General features: G+C 72.0%; 12 protein-coding genes. 5 read left to right on the forward strand and 7 right to left on the reverse strand.

The genetic code is table 11. The features are described from left to right. Positions 1 to 2: 2 nt before the first annotated feature. Positions 3 to 1,466, reverse strand: a complete 1,464-nt coding sequence (locus OG456_RS07665) for a hypothetical protein (RefSeq protein WP_266558504.1) — start codon at positions 1,464 to 1,466, stop codon at positions 3 to 5. Positions 1,467 to 1,551: 85 nt separating this feature from the next. Between OG456_RS07665 and OG456_RS07670 the strand changes: the two genes are divergently transcribed. After that, the gene (locus tag OG456_RS07670; protein ID WP_266558505.1) at positions 1,552 to 3,408 is read left to right on the forward strand and encodes a hypothetical protein; all 1,857 of its coding nucleotides are present in this window, start codon (positions 1,552 to 1,554) and stop codon (positions 3,406 to 3,408) included. On the opposite strand, the gene OG456_RS07675 is transcribed toward OG456_RS07670, so the two are convergent. From OG456_RS07675 to OG456_RS07695, 5 genes are all read right to left on the reverse strand, one after another. Then, positions 3,357 to 4,532 carry an XdhC family protein gene (locus OG456_RS07675; RefSeq protein ID WP_266558507.1) on the reverse strand — a complete coding sequence of 392 codons (1,176 nt, stop codon included), beginning with the start codon at positions 4,530 to 4,532 and terminating at the stop codon, positions 3,357 to 3,359. The genes OG456_RS07670 and OG456_RS07675 overlap by 52 nt on opposite strands. Positions 4,533 to 4,585: 53 nt before the next feature. Further along, positions 4,586 to 6,043, reverse strand: a complete 1,458-nt coding sequence (locus OG456_RS07680) for an NCS2 family permease (protein ID WP_266558509.1) — start codon at positions 6,041 to 6,043, stop codon at positions 4,586 to 4,588. Between the two features lie 334 nt (positions 6,044 to 6,377). Continuing rightward, positions 6,378 to 8,768: a xanthine dehydrogenase family protein molybdopterin-binding subunit gene (locus OG456_RS07685; RefSeq protein WP_266558516.1), complete on the reverse strand. Its 2,391-nt coding sequence runs from the start codon at positions 8,766 to 8,768 to the stop codon at positions 6,378 to 6,380. A gap of 2 nt (positions 8,769 to 8,770) precedes the next feature. Next, positions 8,771 to 9,376: a (2Fe-2S)-binding protein gene (locus OG456_RS07690; protein WP_266558518.1), complete on the reverse strand. Its 606-nt coding sequence runs from the start codon at positions 9,374 to 9,376 to the stop codon at positions 8,771 to 8,773. After that, positions 9,376 to 10,266 carry a xanthine dehydrogenase family protein subunit M gene (locus OG456_RS07695; protein WP_116508363.1) on the reverse strand — a complete coding sequence of 297 codons (891 nt, stop codon included), beginning with the start codon at positions 10,264 to 10,266 and terminating at the stop codon, positions 9,376 to 9,378. Before OG456_RS07695 ends, OG456_RS07690 begins: the two co-directional genes overlap by 1 nt. A gap of 337 nt (positions 10,267 to 10,603) precedes the next feature. On the opposite strand from OG456_RS07695, the gene OG456_RS07700 reads away from it, so the two are divergent. Both OG456_RS07700 and OG456_RS07705 read left to right on the forward strand, forming a co-directional pair. Next, positions 10,604 to 12,334, forward strand: coding sequence for a PucR family transcriptional regulator (locus tag OG456_RS07700; protein WP_266558521.1), 1,731 nt, complete (start codon positions 10,604 to 10,606; stop codon positions 12,332 to 12,334). 164 nt (positions 12,335 to 12,498) lie between these two features. Beyond that, complete coding sequence (locus OG456_RS07705; protein ID WP_266558523.1) at positions 12,499 to 13,260, forward strand: hypothetical protein; 762 nt, start codon at positions 12,499 to 12,501, stop codon at positions 13,258 to 13,260. 57 nt (positions 13,261 to 13,317) lie between these two features. Here OG456_RS07705 and OG456_RS07710 read toward each other — a convergent pair whose 3' ends face one another. Continuing rightward, the gene (locus OG456_RS07710) at positions 13,318 to 14,052 is read right to left on the reverse strand and encodes a GntR family transcriptional regulator (protein WP_266569109.1); all 735 of its coding nucleotides are present in this window, start codon (positions 14,050 to 14,052) and stop codon (positions 13,318 to 13,320) included. A gap of 183 nt (positions 14,053 to 14,235) precedes the next feature. Between OG456_RS07710 and OG456_RS07715 the strand changes: the two genes are divergently transcribed. Both OG456_RS07715 and OG456_RS07720 read left to right on the forward strand, forming a co-directional pair. Further along, positions 14,236 to 15,081 (forward strand): (2Fe-2S)-binding protein, encoded by an 846-nt coding sequence (locus OG456_RS07715; RefSeq protein WP_266558525.1) that lies wholly within the window; start codon positions 14,236 to 14,238, stop codon positions 15,079 to 15,081. Between the two features lie 216 nt (positions 15,082 to 15,297). Then, entirely contained in the window at positions 15,298 to 16,377 is a 1,080-nt protein-coding gene (locus tag OG456_RS07720; protein ID WP_266558527.1) for a DUF2637 domain-containing protein, read from the forward strand. Positions 16,378 to 16,431 lie beyond the last annotated feature (54 nt).

The raw sequence follows: 16,431 nt of genomic DNA on the forward strand, positions 1-16,431 counted from the left end.
GCTCACCCCCGTCCGATGACGCGTCTGGCGCCCGCGAGGACCGCCGTCGCCAGGGTCCAGCCGGAGACCACGAGGAAGACGGCGACGGCCTTGCCCGCGCCCTGCGGATCCCAGGACCCGCGGTAGCCGAGGCTCGCCACGGGGATGAGCAGGTCGACGCTGTACAGGACCGGGTCCCAGGCCCGCTGCCCGGAGCCGCCGACCGCGCGCGGCTCGTGGTACGCGAACCACAGGGAACCCGCGGCAGCCAGGGAGAGCAGCCAGACGAGCGCCCGGCGCGGGGCGTAGCCGTAGCCGAACAGCAGGTCCTGGACCAGGCCCCAGGCACGCCCCGACAGCCGGTCGAGGCGGCGCACGTGACGCTCCCTGGCGTGCCGCACGAGGCGCGCGGACCGCTCGTCGCCCGCGCTCTCGTACGACGTCGCCAGTTGCTCGAAGGAGCCCGCGCCCGCGTTCGGGTCGCGGGTAAGCCAGCCGATGCGGGTGCGGACGTCGACGGGTCCGGCGGTTTCGAGGCGCTTGTACGTGAAGCCTTCGAGGTTGAGCCGGCCCGGGGCGGGCCACGTGGCGGCCGAGTCCACGAGTACGTCGACGGCCGCGTCCTGGAGGACCACGGCGCCCGCCGGCGGTTCGCGCAGATCGAGGCGGAGCCGTGGCACCCGGAGCCGGCTCAGGAGCAGCTCACCCGAGGGTCCGCCGATGACGCTGTCGTGGAACGTGACCACGCCCTCGATCGTGGCGGCGCGCAACAGCACCTGCCCGGTGCTGCGGAAGCCCCAGTCGGCGTACAGGCCGCGACCGCAGGCGAGTCCGGTGCCGTCAAGGCCGCCGACGTCCGCGCCGTGGAGGTTGAGGGCGTAGGCGATCTGGGCGTCCCTCATATAGAGGGCGCCGGAGGCCGTGAGGCCGCGTGCGTGGACCGAGCCCGACACGTTCAGGCGGGGGGCGAGCAGGGACCAGGGGCCCGAGTCGGCGACGGTGAGCTGTTCGACGACGAGGTTGCCGTCTATGCGCGCGTCGGCCAGTTCGACGACGGCCGAGGTGGAGTCCTCCGGCAGCCGGCGCGGTACTCGGGGGCCGTCCCCGGCCGCGGGCGGGCCGGTCAGCGGACGGGGTACGGGCGTTCCGCTGCCGAGCGTGGCCCCGGACAGCCGCAGGTCGCCGTCGACGGTGACCCGGTTCGCGTGCAGGGCAGGCGCTTTCGACCCTGACAAGTCCAGGGCGCTGACGGTGAGTTCGGCGAAGCGGAGTGGCTCGTCGAAGACGCAGTCGACCAGTTCGAGCACGGAGCCGACGCGGCAGCGGGACAGGTCCAGCCGGCCGCGTACGCGCAGCCCCTCGAATCTGAGCGGGCCGCCGGTGCCGGCCTCGTGCCCGGTGATCTCCTCGCGCAGCCGTGCCGCGTCGACCGTGTCACCCGGCGCCGGGCGCCACCTCGGGCGCCTGCTCCCCCTGAGACGTGCCATCGTCGTCTCCCCCTTCTCGTCCTCCTCGCAGGAGATATCACGCGAGGGCGAACACGCGCGCGGTCCTTACGGTGATACTGAATTGATGGACCGCTCCCCCCAGTTCGCCCGGTTCGGTGCGCGCACCGCCGCGCTGCTCGACCAGTGGCAGCAGCAGAACCACCGCCCGCTGACCGCCCCGGCCTGGCTCGACACCGGGGGCAGCGGCGCTTCCCTGGCCTCCGTGTTCGTCCGGGACAGCGATCCTGGGCGCACCGCACGCCGGATGATCATCAAGCTCTGCTCCCCGGACGGCGACTCCTCGATGGAGCCGGGACGGCTCATCGCCGCGAGGCGGTCCCTGCCGAACGGCGATCCCTCGTTCCCCCGCGACCATCTCGTGGAGCAGCTCTACGATCCGATGCCGGTGGACGGCGCCTGGCTGATGTTCCAGGGCTTCGCGGGCAACGACGAGAGCATGGTGACGCTCAGCACGATCCTGCGGCAGCGGCGCATGCCCGGCGTCGCCGCGCAGATCACGCGGTCCCTGCTGGCCGACTGGAACCCCGACGAGAAGTCGGACGGGGAGATGACGGCGGCCTCGTTCGTGTCCGAGCTCCTCGACCGGCGCCTCGAACCGGCGGAACCTCTGGCGGTCTGGGTCCGCGACAAACTGGGCCTCGACCTCGGAACCGCCTGGATCAGGCCGGGCCGCGCGAACGCCGCCCCCCTGCCCAACCCCGTACACCTGACGGGCAGTTGCCCCCTCTCGGAGCGCACCCTCGACTACCCGATGCGCGGCCGGGCTCACGGCGATCTGCACCCGGGCAACATCATGGTGCCCAATGAGCCCGACGCCGACATCGGCCGCTACGTCCTGATCGACCTGTCGCGGTTCGACGAGGGGGCGCTGCTCGCCCGTGACCCCGTGCATCTGCTGCTCTGCCTGGTGGCCGACTTCCTGCCGCACATGTCCGACGACGCCCGCGCCGAACTCCTCGACCTGCTCGTCGGCCGGGACACCCCCGGTCTGCTGATCCCGCAGGGCCTCGCCCGGACCGTCGACGAGGTGCGCAGGGCGCCGGACGGCTGGCTGCGCCAGCGCACCATCTCGGGCCAGTGGACCGGCCAGTGGCTCCTGTCGATGCAGGCGTGCGCGCTGATGTTCACGGCCCGCGTCCGGTACGACGCGCGGGACCGGTGGTGGTTCTTCCGGCTCGCGGCGGAGGCGGCCGGCGCGTATCTGGGGCCGGCCGACGCGTACGAGCCGGGTCAGGTGAAATTCGTGCCGGGGCCACGGGAGGCCGAACCGACGGCGGTGGAGGCGGTGGTGGCGGCCGCGGTGAAGCTGCCGCAACAGGTGGCACTGCCCGAAGCGAAGACCGGGACGAAGCCCGCGCCCGACCCCGTGCGCATCCCCGCACCCGCCCCCACGCCCCTACGGGAGTCCGTCGCGCCCGCTCCCGAAGCCGCAGGCGAGTCACTCCCGGACACAGCCCCCGAGACTGCCGCGGAAGAGCTGCCGGACACGCTCCCGGCGCTCCTGATCGACCTCCGCAACACCTTCACGGACCGGCTGGGAGAGCTCCGGGCGTACGAGGCGGGATCCGTCACCGCCAGGACTCTCGGGCTCATCAGGGAGCAGGCCGACCGGGGACAGGCGGACCTCAAGGCGCTCCTGGCCTCGCGCCACGACACCCTCGGCGAGGACGCACGCGACCGCCTCGACGCGGTCCTCGGTCGGCTCGCCCATGTCACCGAGGCGGCGAACGCCCCGGGGCTTTCGTACGAACAGCCGTTGTTTCTGCGGGACTTGGCCCATCGGGCCCTCGTCGTGGCCCTCGACACGCTGCTCGGATCCACCACACTCGGCCTTCAGGCCGGTCAGGCCGGTCAGGCCGGTCAGGCCGGTCAGGCCACTGACCCGATCCGTCCGGCCGCCGCCCGCACTCCGTGGGGGTGAATCGGCGTGTGGGCGCCCGTCAGCGCGATGCCGCTGCCGCCGCGCCGGTTGGCGACGATCTCGGAGGCGATGGACAGGGCCGTCTCCTCGGGGGTGCGGGCGCCGAGGTCGAGGCCGATCGGCGAGCGCAGGCGCGCCAGTTCGAGCTCGGTGACGCCGACGTCACGCAGGCGTTCGTTGCGGTCGAGGTGGGTGCGGCGGGAGCCCATCGCGCCGACGTAGGCGACGGGCAGGCGCAGCGCGAGCTGGAGGAGCGGGACGTCGAACTTGGCGTCGTGGGTGAGGACGCACAGGACGGTGCGTCCGTCCGTCCGCGTGCGCTCCAGGTACTTGTGGGGCCATTCCACGACGATGTCGTCGGCGTCGGGGAAGCGGGCCGGCGTCGCGAAGACGGGGCGCGCGTCGCACACGGTCACGTGGTAGCCGAGGAACTTTCCGATCCTGACGAGCGCCGCCGCGAAGTCGATGGCCCCGAAGACGATCATGCGGGGCGGGGGGACGGACGACTCGACGAGGAGGGTGAGGGGCTGACCGCAGCGCGAGCCGCTCTCGCCGATCTCCACCGTGCCGGTGCGTCCGGCGTCGAGGAGCGCGCGGGCCTCGCCGGCCGCGGTGCGGTCCAGTTCGGGGTGGCCGCCGAGACTGCCCTCGTAGGCACCTGCGAAGCCGCTCCCGGGGTCGCTGTCGTCGCGTACGAGGAGGGCGCGGCCCATGAGTTCGGCCGGTCCCCGGGTGATGCGCGCGACCGCCGCCGCCCTTCCTCGGGCGGCGGCGGACAGCGCCGCCGCGAGCACCTCCCGTCCCGGGGTGTCCGCGCGAACCGGGGTGACCAGGATGTCGATGATTCCGCCGCAGGTGAGCCCCACGGCGAAGGCGTCGTCGTCGCTGTAGCCGAAGCGTTCGAGGACGGTCTCGCCGTCCTCGAGTGCCTGTTGGCACAGTTCGTAGACGGCGCCCTCCACGCAGCCGCCGGAGACCGAGCCGATCGCTGTGCCGTCGCTGTCGACGGCGAGTGCGGCTCCCGGCTGCCGGGGCGCGCTCCCGCCGACGGCCACCACGGTGGCCACGGCGAAGTCGCGTCCCTGCTCGACCCACCGGTGCAGCTCTTCGGCGATGTCCAGCATCTAGGTCTCCTTGTCGGTTGCGTGGAGGGCGCGGGGCCCTCTCGGGCCGGGGGTCAGTGGACGCCCAGCCATCCTTCGATCGGGTTGAGGGCGAAGTACACGAGGAAGATCACCGTGAGGCCCCACATGAAGGCCCCGATCTCCCGGGCCTTGCCCTGGGCGATCTTGATGGCGACCCAGGAGATGACGCCCGCGGCCACACCGGTGGTGATGGTGTACGTGAAGGGCATCAGGACCACGGTCAGGAAGACCGGGATCGCGGTGGCCCGGTCCGCCCAGTCGACGTGCCGGGCGTTCATCATCATCATCGCGCCGATGACGACGAGCGCGGCGGACGCGACCTCCTGGGGCACGATCGCGGTGAGCGGGGTGAAGAACAGACAGGCCGCGAAGAACAGGCCGGTCACGGCGGACGCGAGGCCTGTGCGGGCTCCTTCGCCGACGCCGGTCGCGGACTCGACGAACACGGTCTGGCCCGAGCCGCCGGCGACGCCGCCGATGGCACCGCCCGCACCGTCGATGAACAGGGCCTTGGACAGGCCCGGCATGCGGCCCTTGTCGTCGGCGAGCTTGGCCTCGGTGCCGACGCCGATGATGGTCGCCATCGCGTCGAAGAAGCCGGCCAGGACCAGCGTGAAGACGATCATGCCTACGGTCATCGCGCCGACCTTGCCCCAGCCGCCGAACTCGACGTGGCCGAAGAGCGAGAAGTCGGGCGTGGAGACCGCGCTGCCGTGCAGCTCGGGGGCTCCGTTGGCCCACTGCTTGGGGTTGATCACGTCGAGCGCGTTGAGGATCATCGCGACGACGGTGCCGGTGATGATGCCGATGAGGATGGCGCCGGGGGTGTTCCGGGCCTGGAGCATGAAGATCAGGAGCAGGGTGCCCGCGAACAGCAGGACGGGCCAGCCGGCGAGTTCTCCGGCAGGGCCGAGCGTGAGCGGGGTGGCCTTGCCGACCTGCACGAAGCCGGACTTGTAGAGGCCGATCAGGGCGATGAAGAGGCCGATACCCATCGTGATGCCGTGCTTGAGCGCGAGCGGAATCGCATTCATGATCATCTCGCGGAGGCCGGTGACCACCAGGAGCATGATCACCACGCCGTACATCACGCACATGCCCATGGCCTGCGGCCACGTCATCTGGGGGGCGACCTGCGAGGAGATCACACCTGAGACGGAGAGGCCGGCGGCGAGCGCGAGGGGCACCTTGCCGACGAAGCCCATGAGGAGCGTGGTCAAGGCCGCGGCGAAGGCGGTGGCGGTGATGAGGGCCTTCTGGCCCATCATGTCGCCCGCCACGTCCTTGCCGGACAGGATCAGGGGGTTGAGCAGCAGGATGTACGCCATGGCCATGAAGGTCGTGACGCCGCCGCGCACCTCACGCGCGACAGTGGATCCTCGTTCGGATATGTGGAAGTACCGGTCGAGCCAAGACCTGCCGGCCGACGGACGCGAGCCTGCGCCCGCGTCTTCGGCGGTGGTCTTCGGCTCCAGGGACTGCTGGGTCATGGTGCCTACTCCCAAGGTTCACAGGGACACCCGCACGAACGTGGTTGGAGATCGCGGGATTTGGGATGGTGCGTGGCTGCACGACCCGGGGGACGGCCCGAGACGAACGGGGTAATGCGTAGCTGTGTTACGCAAGAAACCGTGCTGCTGGTGATGAGTTGATGCCGGTGGTGCAGGTACTGCCGGTGGTGCCTGTGGTGCCTGTGGTGCCGGTGGTGCCGGTGGTGCCGGTGGTGCTGCGAAGGACCGCGAGCGGTGCGGTACTTGAAGGCTCCGGACGGTGCGGGCTGGGAAGTGTGACGTTCCTGGGAGGCACGCACCGTCCGGAGAGCTGTCAGGCCGGTCCCGTTCCCGTGAGGTGCTCGGGGCGTACCGGGGTCCGGTTGAGCTCCAGACCCGTCGCGTTGCGGATCGCCGCGAGGACGGCCGGCGTGGACGACAGGGTCGGGGCCTCGCCGATGCCGCGCAGCCCGTACGGGGCGTGGTCGTCGGCGAGTTCGAGCACGTCGACCGGGATGGTCGGCGTGTCGAGGATGGTCGGGATCAGGTAGTCCGTGAAGGAGGGGTTGCGCACCTTCGCGGTCTTCGGGTCGACGATGATCTCCTCCATGACCGCGACGCCGAGGCCCTGGGTGGTGCCACCCTGGATCTGGCCGATCACGGACAGCGGGTTGAGCGCCTTGCCGACGTCCTGCGCGCAGGCCAGTTCGATGACCTTGACGAGGCCGAGCTCGGTGTCGACCTCGACGACGGCGCGGTGCGCGGCGAAGCTGTACTGGACATGGCCGTTGCCCTGCCCGGTGACGAGGTCGAACGCCACGGTCGGGCGGTGGCGCCACTCCAGCTCCACGTCGACGGCCTCGCCCTCGAGGACGTCGGCCAGGTCCGCGAGGACCTCACCGCCGTCGGTGACGACCTTGCCGCCCTCCAGGAGGAGTTCGGCGGTGGCCCACGCCGGGTGGTAGGTGCCGAACTTGCGGCGCCCGATCTCCAGGACCTGCTCGCGCACGGCCTCGCAGGAGTTCTTGACGGCGCCGCCGGTGACGTACGTCTGACGGGACGCGGACGTCGAACCTGCGGAGCCGACCTGGGTGTCGGCCGGGTGGATGGTCACCTGGGCGACGCCCAGCTCGGTGCGGGCGATCTGCGCGTGGACGGTGACGCCGCCCTGGCCGACCTCCGCCATCGCGGTGTGCACGGTCGCGACGGGCTCGCCGCCGATGACCTCCATGCGCACACGGGCGGTCGAGTAGTCGTCGAAGCCCTCGGAGAAGCCGACGTTCTTGATGCCGACCGCGTAGCCCACACCGCGTACGACGCCTTCGCCGTGCGTCGTGTTGGACAGACCGCCGGGCAGCTGGCGCACGTCGGAGCCCTCGGAGGACTCCCACTGGCGCTCGGGCGGCATCGGCATCGCCTTGACGCGGCGCAGGAGTTCGGCGACGGGGGCGGGCGAGTCGACCGGCTGGCCGGTCGGCAGCAGGGTGCCCTGCTCCATCGCGTTGAGCTGGCGGAACGCGACCCGGTCCATGCCCACCTTGTCGGCGAGCTTGTCCATCTGGGCCTCGTACGCGAAGCACGCCTGGACCGCGCCGAAGCCGCGCATGGCGCCGCAGGGCGGGTTGTTGCTGTAGAGCGCGATCGCCTCGATGTCGACGTCCTCGACGACGTACGGGCCGACCGCGAGGGACGAGGCGTTGCCGACGACCGCCGGGGAGGCGGACGCGTAGGCGCCGCCGTCCAGGACGATCTTGCACTTCATGTGCGTGAGCTTGCCGTCCTTCGTCGCCCCGTGCTCGTAGTAGAGCTTCGCGGGGTGACGGTGGACGTGGCCGAAGAACGACTCGAACCGGTTGTAGACGATCTTGACGGGCTTGCCCGTGCGCAGCGCGAGGAGGCAGGCGTGGATCTGCATCGACAGGTCCTCGCGGCCGCCGAAGGCGCCGCCGACGCCGGAGAGCGTCATGCGGACCTTGTCCTCGGGCAGGCCGAGGACGGGGGCGATCTGCTTGAGGTCCGAGTGCAGCCACTGGGTGGCGACGTACAGCTCGACGCCGCCGTCCTCGGAGGGCACGGCGAGGCCGGACTCCGGGCCGAGGAAGGCCTGGTCCTGCATGCCGAAGGTGTACTCGCCCTTGACGACGAAGTCGGCCCTCTCGGCCGCCTCGTCGGCGTTGCCGCGGATGATCGGCTGGCGGTGCACGATGTTCGGGTGCGGGACGTGACCGATGTGGTGGTCGTCGCGGTTCTCGTGGATGAGGATCGCGTCGGGCGCGGTCGCGGACGCCTCGTCCGTGATGACCGGCAGCTCGCGGTACTCCACCTTGATCTTGGCGGCGGCGCGGCGCGCGGTCTCCGGATGGTCGGCGGCCACGATGGCGACGGGCTCGCCGTGGTGGCGGACCTTGCCGTGCGCGAGGACCGGGGTGTCCTGGATCTCCAGGCCGTAGTTCTTCACGGCCGTGGGCAGGTCGTCGTAGGTCAGGACGGCGTAGACGCCGGACTGGGCGAGGGCCTCGGAGGTGTCGATGGAGACGATCTCCGCGTGGGCGACCGTGGAGCGCAGGATCTGGCCCCACAGCATGTCCTCGTGCCACATGTCGGACGAGTACGCGAACTCGCCGGTGACCTTGAGGGTGCCGTCCGGGCGGAGCGTGGACTCGCCGATGCCGCCCTTGGTCTTGGAGCCCTGCGTGATGTTCGTGGGTGTACCGGTGGTTCCCATCGTCAGACCGCCTCAGACTGACGGGCGGCCGCGAGGCGGACCGCGTCCATGATCTTCTCGTAGCCGGTGCAGCGGCAGAGGTTGCCGGAGAGCGCCTCGCGGATGTCCGCGTCGGTCGGGCTCGGGTTGTGCTCCAGCATCTCGTCGGCCGCGACGAGCAGGCCGGGGGTGCAGAAGCCGCACTGGACGGCTCCGGCGTCGATGAACGCCTGCTGGATCGGAGAGAGCTCGTCGCCCTCGCCGGTCTGCGAGTCGCTCGGCTTGGACTGCCACTGCTGGGCGTCCTGGAGGGAGGTGCCCGCCTTGCCCGCGTCGTCGCCGCAGGCGCCGCTCGCGCAGCCCCCGTGCTGTGCGCGCTGCCTGGCGAAGTCGGCGAGGCCCTCGACGGTGACGACGTCGCGGCCCTCGACCTGGCCGGCCGCGACCAGGCACGAACAGACCGGCACGCCGTCGAGGCGGACGGTGCAGGAACCGCACTCGCCCTGCTCGCAGGCGTTCTTGGAGCCGGGCAGGCCCATGCGCTCACGCAGGACGTACAGGAGGCTCTCGCCCTCCCACACGTCGTCGGCTTCCTGCTGACGGCCGTTGACCGTGAAATTGACGCGCATTACGCGACTCCCTCCGTGCTTGCGGCGGTGCCGCGGTACGACTCCCAGGTCCACGTCAGAGTGCGGCGGGCCATGATGCCGACGGCGTGCCGGCGGTAGCTCGCGGTGCCCCGGACGTCGTCGATCGGGTTGCAGGCGGCCGAACAGAGGTCCGCGAACTGCTTGGCGACCGAAGGGGTGATGATCTTGCCGTTGTCCCAGAAGCCGCCCTCTTCGAGCGCCGCGTTCAGGAACTCCTCGGCGGCCTTGGCACGGACCGGGGTCGGCGCGGCCGAGCCGATGCCGGTGCGGACCGTACGGGTCTCGGGGTGCAGCGCCAGGCCGAAGGCGCACACGGCGATGACCATCGCGTTGCGCGTGCCGACCTTGGAGTACTGCTGCGGGCCGTCGGCCTTCTTGATGTGGACGGCCCTGATCAGCTCGTCGGGGGCGAGCGCGTTGCGCTTCACACCGGTGTAGAACGCGTCGATCGGGATGCGGCGGGAGCCGCGTACGGACTCCACCTCGACCTCGCAGTCGGCGGCGAGGAGCGCGGGGTGGGCGTCACCGGCGGGCGACGCGGTGCCGAGGTTGCCCCCGACGCCGCCGCGGTTGCGGATCTGCGGCGAGGCCACCGTGTGCGAGGCCAGGGCCAGGCCGGGCAGCTCGGCGCGCAGATTCTGCATGATCTTGGTGTAGGGGACGGAGGCGCCGAGACGGACGGTGTCCTGTCCGACCTCCCATTCGCCGAGCTCCCCGATGCGGTTCAGGTCAAGGAGGTACTCGGGGCGCCGGTGGTCGAAGTTGATCTCGACCATCACATCGGTGCCACCCGCGAGCGGCACAGCGGTGGGGTGCTCGGCCTTGGCGGCGAGCGCCTCCTCCCAGCTGGCGGGGCGAAGGAAGTCCATGAGCGGCTCTCTTCTTCGTGATCTCGTGGTCGGTCGTTCGAACGGATCGAGCCACGGGATGTGCGGACCTCGAAGGCTCGTTCATGTGCTGTTTACGTGGAGTGGGCTCAGTACACAGCGCGGCACTCCGCCGTGGTCAGTCACGGAAACCATGAAGGAGTTGGCTGGCCAACCGGGACGTCTTGTAGATTCATATAAACGGCGGTCACCGGAAACCTCACCGCTTTCCCCTGGAAACGCAGAACCACGCGCAACACGGACGCGGTATCCGGGGAGCGGCCCCGGCCGCCTCACCTTCAGACAAGCACAATCTTCGAGACAGATCGGCGGCAATGAGATGCGGCTGCGCGCCCTACTTGATACAGACGCGCTGGGCCTCAGGCTGCTCGGCGGCGAGGACGAACTGGACCGCACCGTGCGCGGTGTGATGACCACGGACCTGCGGGACCCCAGCCGCTACCTGTCCGGCGGCGAGCTGGTCCTCACCGGACTCGCGTGGCGCCGCAACGCGGCGGACGCCGAACCGTTCGTCCGCATCCTCGCGACGGCCGGCGTGGCCGCGCTCGCGGCCGGCGAGGCGGAGCTCGGGGCCATCCCCGACGACATCGTCGAGGCGTGCGCGCGCCACCGGCTCCCGCTGTTCGCGGTGAACGAGTCCGTCGCCTTCGCGACGGTCACCGAGCACGTCGTGCGCCAGGTCTCGGGCGAACGGGCCGGCGACCTGGCTGCCGTCGTCGACCGGCACCGGCGCCTCATGACGTCCGGCCCGGCGGGCGGCGGCCCCGACGTGGTCCTGGACCTCCTGGGCACCGACCTCGACCTGCGCGCCTGGGTGCTCTCCCCCGCGGGCCGGGCCATCGCCGGGTCGAGCGCTGCGGGCCCCGAGCTGCCCGCCGCCGTGTGCGCCCGCCTGGCGGCCGAGCACCTGGCGGCCACGCGCACCGGGCGGCGCGGACCGCACCGGGTGACGATCGAGGGGGGCGGCGCTAAGCGTCTCGATGAGGGGCGACGGCCGGGCGACGGGTCGGGAGGCACGACGTACTCGCTCTTCCCGATCCGCAGCGCGGGCCGCGGCGCGACGCCCGCCTCCCGCGACGTGCGCGAGACGGTCCTGTCCGACTGGCTGCTCGCCGTCGAGGCGGACGCGAGCGACTGGCCCGAGGAGCGACTCGACCTGCTCCAGGGCGTGACCCAGCTGATCGCCGTCGAGCGCGACCGGCGCGACGCGGCCCGCACCGTGCGCCGCCGGCTCGCACAGGAGGTCCTCGAACTGGTCCAGACGGGCGCCGCCCCCGCCGAGATCGCCGCACGCCTGCGCGTCGCCGCGCCCGTGCTGCTCCCCGGCCTCGGCGCCGCCCCGCACTGGCAGGTCATCGTGGCGAAGGTCGAGTGGGACGGCGGCGACATCGAGGGCGGCCCGGTCGCCCAGTCGCTCCTGGAGGAGATCCTCGTCGACCCCCTGTCGGCCGGGCCCGAGCCCTCCGACCGTATCGCCGTCGCCCACAACGGCGACGAGGCCATCGCCCTGGTGCCGCTGCCCGCCGTGCCGGACGAGCACGACGGGGCGGAGACGGGGCTGCACGCCGACGCGCTCCTGGACTCCGTACGCGACCCGCTGACGGCGGGCCTCGCGGACGACGGCCGGCTCACGCTGGGCGTCAGCGCCGCCGTGCACTCGGCGGAGGGGCTGCGCGGGGCCCTGGAGGAGGCCCGGCACGCCCGGCGCGTCGCCGCGGCCCGCACCGGGCGCGTGTGCGCCGCGGGCCACCAGGAGCTGGCCTCGCACGTCCTGCTGCTGCCGTTCGTCCCGGACGACGTGCGCCGCGCCTTCACGGCCCGCCTCCTCGACCCGCTGCGCGACTACGACCGCAAGCACCGCGCCGAGCTCATCCCGACCCTGGAGGCGTTCCTCGACTGCGACGGTTCGTGGACGCGCTGTGCGAGCCGCCTGCACCTCCACGTCAACACGCTGCGCTACCGCGTCGGACGGATCGAACAGCTCACCAACCGCGATCTCTCCCGGCTCGAGGACAAGCTGGACTTCTTCCTGGCCCTGCGTATGAGCTGAACTCGGGCCCCCCGAGGGGTGTTTCGAACCCCGCCCGCCACCCCATGCGTTTGTGAAATCTTTCACCTACCCCCTTGGCCGAGTGCGCACATCCATGCTGAGATGCGCGCACGACAGCTCGGCTCAATGGTGTGCTCGGGGAGGGCAACGTGGCGCATACCGCCATGTCTGGTTCCGGAACGACTGCAGGGGACGATCCACTCCAGACCGCGGTATGGCGGCTGCGCTCGCGCGCCTGCTGGACCGACGCGGCCGCGCTGCTCGAGCGGCTCGCCGCGACGGACGCGGGGGCCGCGCTCCAGCGGGCCGCGCTGCTCGGGGAGCGCTGCCTCTACACCGAGCAGGGCTGGGCCGCCGCGGAGGACGCGCTGCGCGCCGCCGAGGCCCTGGCCCACAACGACGGCGAACGCGGCGCCGCGGCCTGCGAGCGCGGCCAACTCGCTTACTCGGCAACGCTGTTGGGGATACGTGACCGGGCCGACGAGGCGCGCTCCGCGCTCGGCAGGGCCGCCGCGCTGCTCCCGCCCGGCGCCCCGGGACGCGCCCTGCTCGACTTCCGGCGCGGCCTGATGGCGGAGAACCTGTCCGACTCGCCGCAGGCGGCCAGGGCCGCGTACCGCAGGGCCCACGCGGGCGCGACGGCGCACCCCGATCCGCTGCTGCTCTCCTTCACCTGGCGCCATCTGGCCGGACTCGCCCTGCGCGACGGCGAGTTGGCGGAGGCGCGGCACGGTTTCGCCGAGTCGCTGCGCATCCGCGAGGAGCTCGGCTACCTGGTCGGCACGGCCCCCGCGCTGGCGTCCCTGGCGGAGGCGGAGCCCGATCCGGAGGCGGCCGCACGGCTGCGCGCGGAGGCGTCCCGCCTGTTCCGCCTCCTGGGCGGCGTCCCGACGTGGCTGGCGGAGCACTTGCCGACGGCGGCCTGACGATCCAAAGGCCTGACGATCCAGGAGCCTGACGATCCAGGGGGCCTGTTGGAGGCCCTAGTCCGCCGACCCGGCGAAGTGCTCCCGCACCAGGGCCTGTACCACCGTGAGGTCCTGGGCCTCCAGTGCCGCGAGGAGTGCCATGTGTTCCGCGGCGTCGGCCACCAGGTCGGCGCGGCGGGACAGCGGTCCGCCGCCGGGCAGGGGCCACTGCGAGCGGCGGTGCAGGTCGTCGGCGACCTGGACGAGCTGTGCGTTGCCACTGAGGGCGAGCATCGCGCGGTGGAAGGCGCGGTCCGTCTCCGCGTAGTGCGCACGGTCGCCGCCGGCGGCCGCGACGGCCGTCGCGTCGGCCAGGGGCCGCAGCTCGGCCCAGCGCGCCACCGGCACCGTACGGGCGAGTCGCAGCACCACGGGCACCTCGATCAGCGCCCGCACCTCGGCCAGCTCGGCGAGCTCGCGGGCGCTGCGCTCGGTGACGCGGAAGCCGCGGTTCGGCACGACCTCGACGGCGCCTTCGCGGGCCAGCTGCTGCATCGCCTCGCGGACGGGCGTGGCCGAGACGCCGAGGCCGTCCCCGAGGGCGGGCGCGGAGTAGACCTCGCCGGGCACGAGCTCGCCGTCGACGAGCGCGGTGCGCAACGCGTCGAGCACCTGCCCGCGCACGGAGGTCCGCTCGACGCGGGGGCGCGGCGGCAGCGGCGTCTCGCTGTGGGTGTGCTCGCCCCGGGTCTGCTCGGGCACCTGATGCCACCCGGCGGTGCCCCGCTGCTCGGGAACGCCCGCGGGCAGCCCTGAGGCGGCGCTGTCGGCGCGCGTTCTGGCCTGCTCCACCCAGGTCCTCCCCGGTCGTCGGTAATCCGCGGAATTCGTCCAACGCAGAACGATAGGCCGCTGGGCCCTCAGTTCAAACCCCCGACCGTTCGGGTAAGGTAAGGCTTACCTGCAAACGATCGCGATTCGGTGGTCCCCTGCATGCCTTTTCCCGCATCGGCCCCCGTGGCCACCAGCGCGCTCACGCCCGCGTACACCCGGCTGACCGAGGTGTTCACGGGCCTGCGGATCACAGAGCTCGCCGAGACCGAGCAGCCCCCTCAGAGCAGCGGCTGGGTCGCCGCCGCCCGGCTCGCGGAGGGCGGACCCGCCCTCGACGCGTTCCTCGCGTGGGACAACGCGCAGGTGCTCAAGGACTACGGGCAGCAGGCCCGCCCGGACGTCGTCGCCGGCTTCGGCCTGCACCGCTACGCATGGCCCGCCTGCCTGCTGGTCACGGTGCCGTGGTTCCTGGACCGCCGCGTCCCGCGCCTCCCCGTGACGAACGTCGCCTTCCAGCGCACGCTGGGACGGATGGCCGTACGCGTCACCGACTTCGCCTGCCTGCCGGGCGACCCGGCCGCCGCACTGCCCGGCGCCCATGTCGTGCCGGACGAGGAGGCGCTGCGGGCCGAGGTGCGCGCGGCCGTCGCCGACCACCTGGGCCCGGTGCTCACCGGATTCGGACCGCGGATGCGACGGGGCCCGCGCGCCCTGTGGGGCATGGCGACGGACGAGATCGTCGAGGGCCTCTGGTACATCGCCCACCTGCTCGGCGAGGAGCGCCGGGCGATGCGGGAGCTCGAACTGCTGCTGCCCGGCGCGACGAAGCCGTACGTCGGCAAGCCCGCGTTCCGTGAACTCACCGGCCCCGAGGGGCAGTCGCTGCCGACCCGCGACCGGGCGAGCTGCTGCCTCTTCTACACGCTGCGCCCCGAGGACACCTGCGTGACGTGCCCCCGCACCTGCGACGCGGACCGCGTGGCGAGGCTGAGCGCAACCGCCTGAACGCGACGACGGCAACCCCCTCGCCATGAACCACCCTTTCGGGTGACGCAATTCGAACTCAACTTCCCTCATTATTAAGGGAGTTCGAGCGCATGCCCGCTTCATACGCCCCCTCGCACTCCAATGGCGTTCTCTTGTCCCGAAACTCCTTGCGCACCGGTGGCCTTGAGCCAATATGGCGGCCGAAAAGCCCTACCGCGACGCAAGGGACCCCAGATGAGACTGACCGACATATCGCTGGACTGGCTGCTTCCCGGCGCCGTGCTGCTCCTGGGCCTGCTGGCGGCGGTGGCGGTCCTCGCGCGCAGCAAGCGCGCCGGGGAAAGAGCGGCCGCATCGTCCGACGACTCGTGGGAGCGCAGCGAGGAACGCCGCCGGCGCAAGGAGGCCGTCTACGGCACGGCGTCCTACCTGCTGCTGTTCTGCTGCGCCGCCGTGGCCGCCGCACTCTCCTTCCACGGGCTTGTCGGCTTCGGCCAGCAGAACCTGAACCTGTCCGGGGGCTGGGAGTACCTCGTCCCGTTCGGCCTCGACGGCGCGGCCATGTTCTGCTCCGTGCTCGCGGTGCGCGAGGCGAGCCACGGCGACGCGGCGCTCGGCTCCCGCATACTCGTGTGGACCTTCGCGGGTGCCGCCGCCTGGTTCAACTGGGTGCACGCGCCGCGCGGCATCAGCCACGCGGGCGCCCCGCACTTCTTCGCCGGCATGTCACTGTCGGCCGCGGTCCTCTTCGACCGCGCGCTGAAGCAGACGCGCCGCGCGGCCCTGCGTGAACAGGGCCTGGTGCCAAGGCCGTTGCCGCAGATCCGGATCGTGCGGTGGCTGCGTGCTCCCCGCGAGACGTACGGCGCCTGGTCGCTGATGCTGCTCGAGGGTGTGCGCACCCTGGACGAGGCGGTGGACGAGGTGCGGGAGGACAAGCGCGAGAAGGAGCAGACCCGGCTGCGCAGGCGCGAGCACGAGAAGCTGGAGCGGGCCCAGCTCAAGGCGATCAGCCGGGGCCACCCCACGCTCGGCGGGCGCGGAGGGCGCCAGGTGGACGTGCAGGCCGCCGTCTCCGCGGGGGCCGGCGCGGGGCCGGTGGGCTCGGAGCCTGCCATATCGGAGGACCCGCCGCCCTCACCCCAGGAACAGCTCCCGCTGCGCGCGCGTCCCTCCCTCCAGGCCGTCAGAGGCGGTCCTGAAGCCGGCAAGCCCGTCACGGTCGACCTCACGGCGGAGGACGACACCCAGGCCCTGCCGCGGCTCGACTCACTGGAGCAGAAGCTCAAGGACCTCGAGCAGCAATTCGGCTAGGGGGCGTCCGAAGGGAGTTCGGCCGGGCGGGCGTGCCGTTCCGGGCGGCGGTCC

The sequence above is a fragment of the Streptomyces sp. NBC_01446 genome (assembly GCF_026340095.1).
Classification (GTDB): Bacteria; Actinomycetota; Actinomycetes; order Streptomycetales; family Streptomycetaceae; genus Streptomyces; species Streptomyces aureus.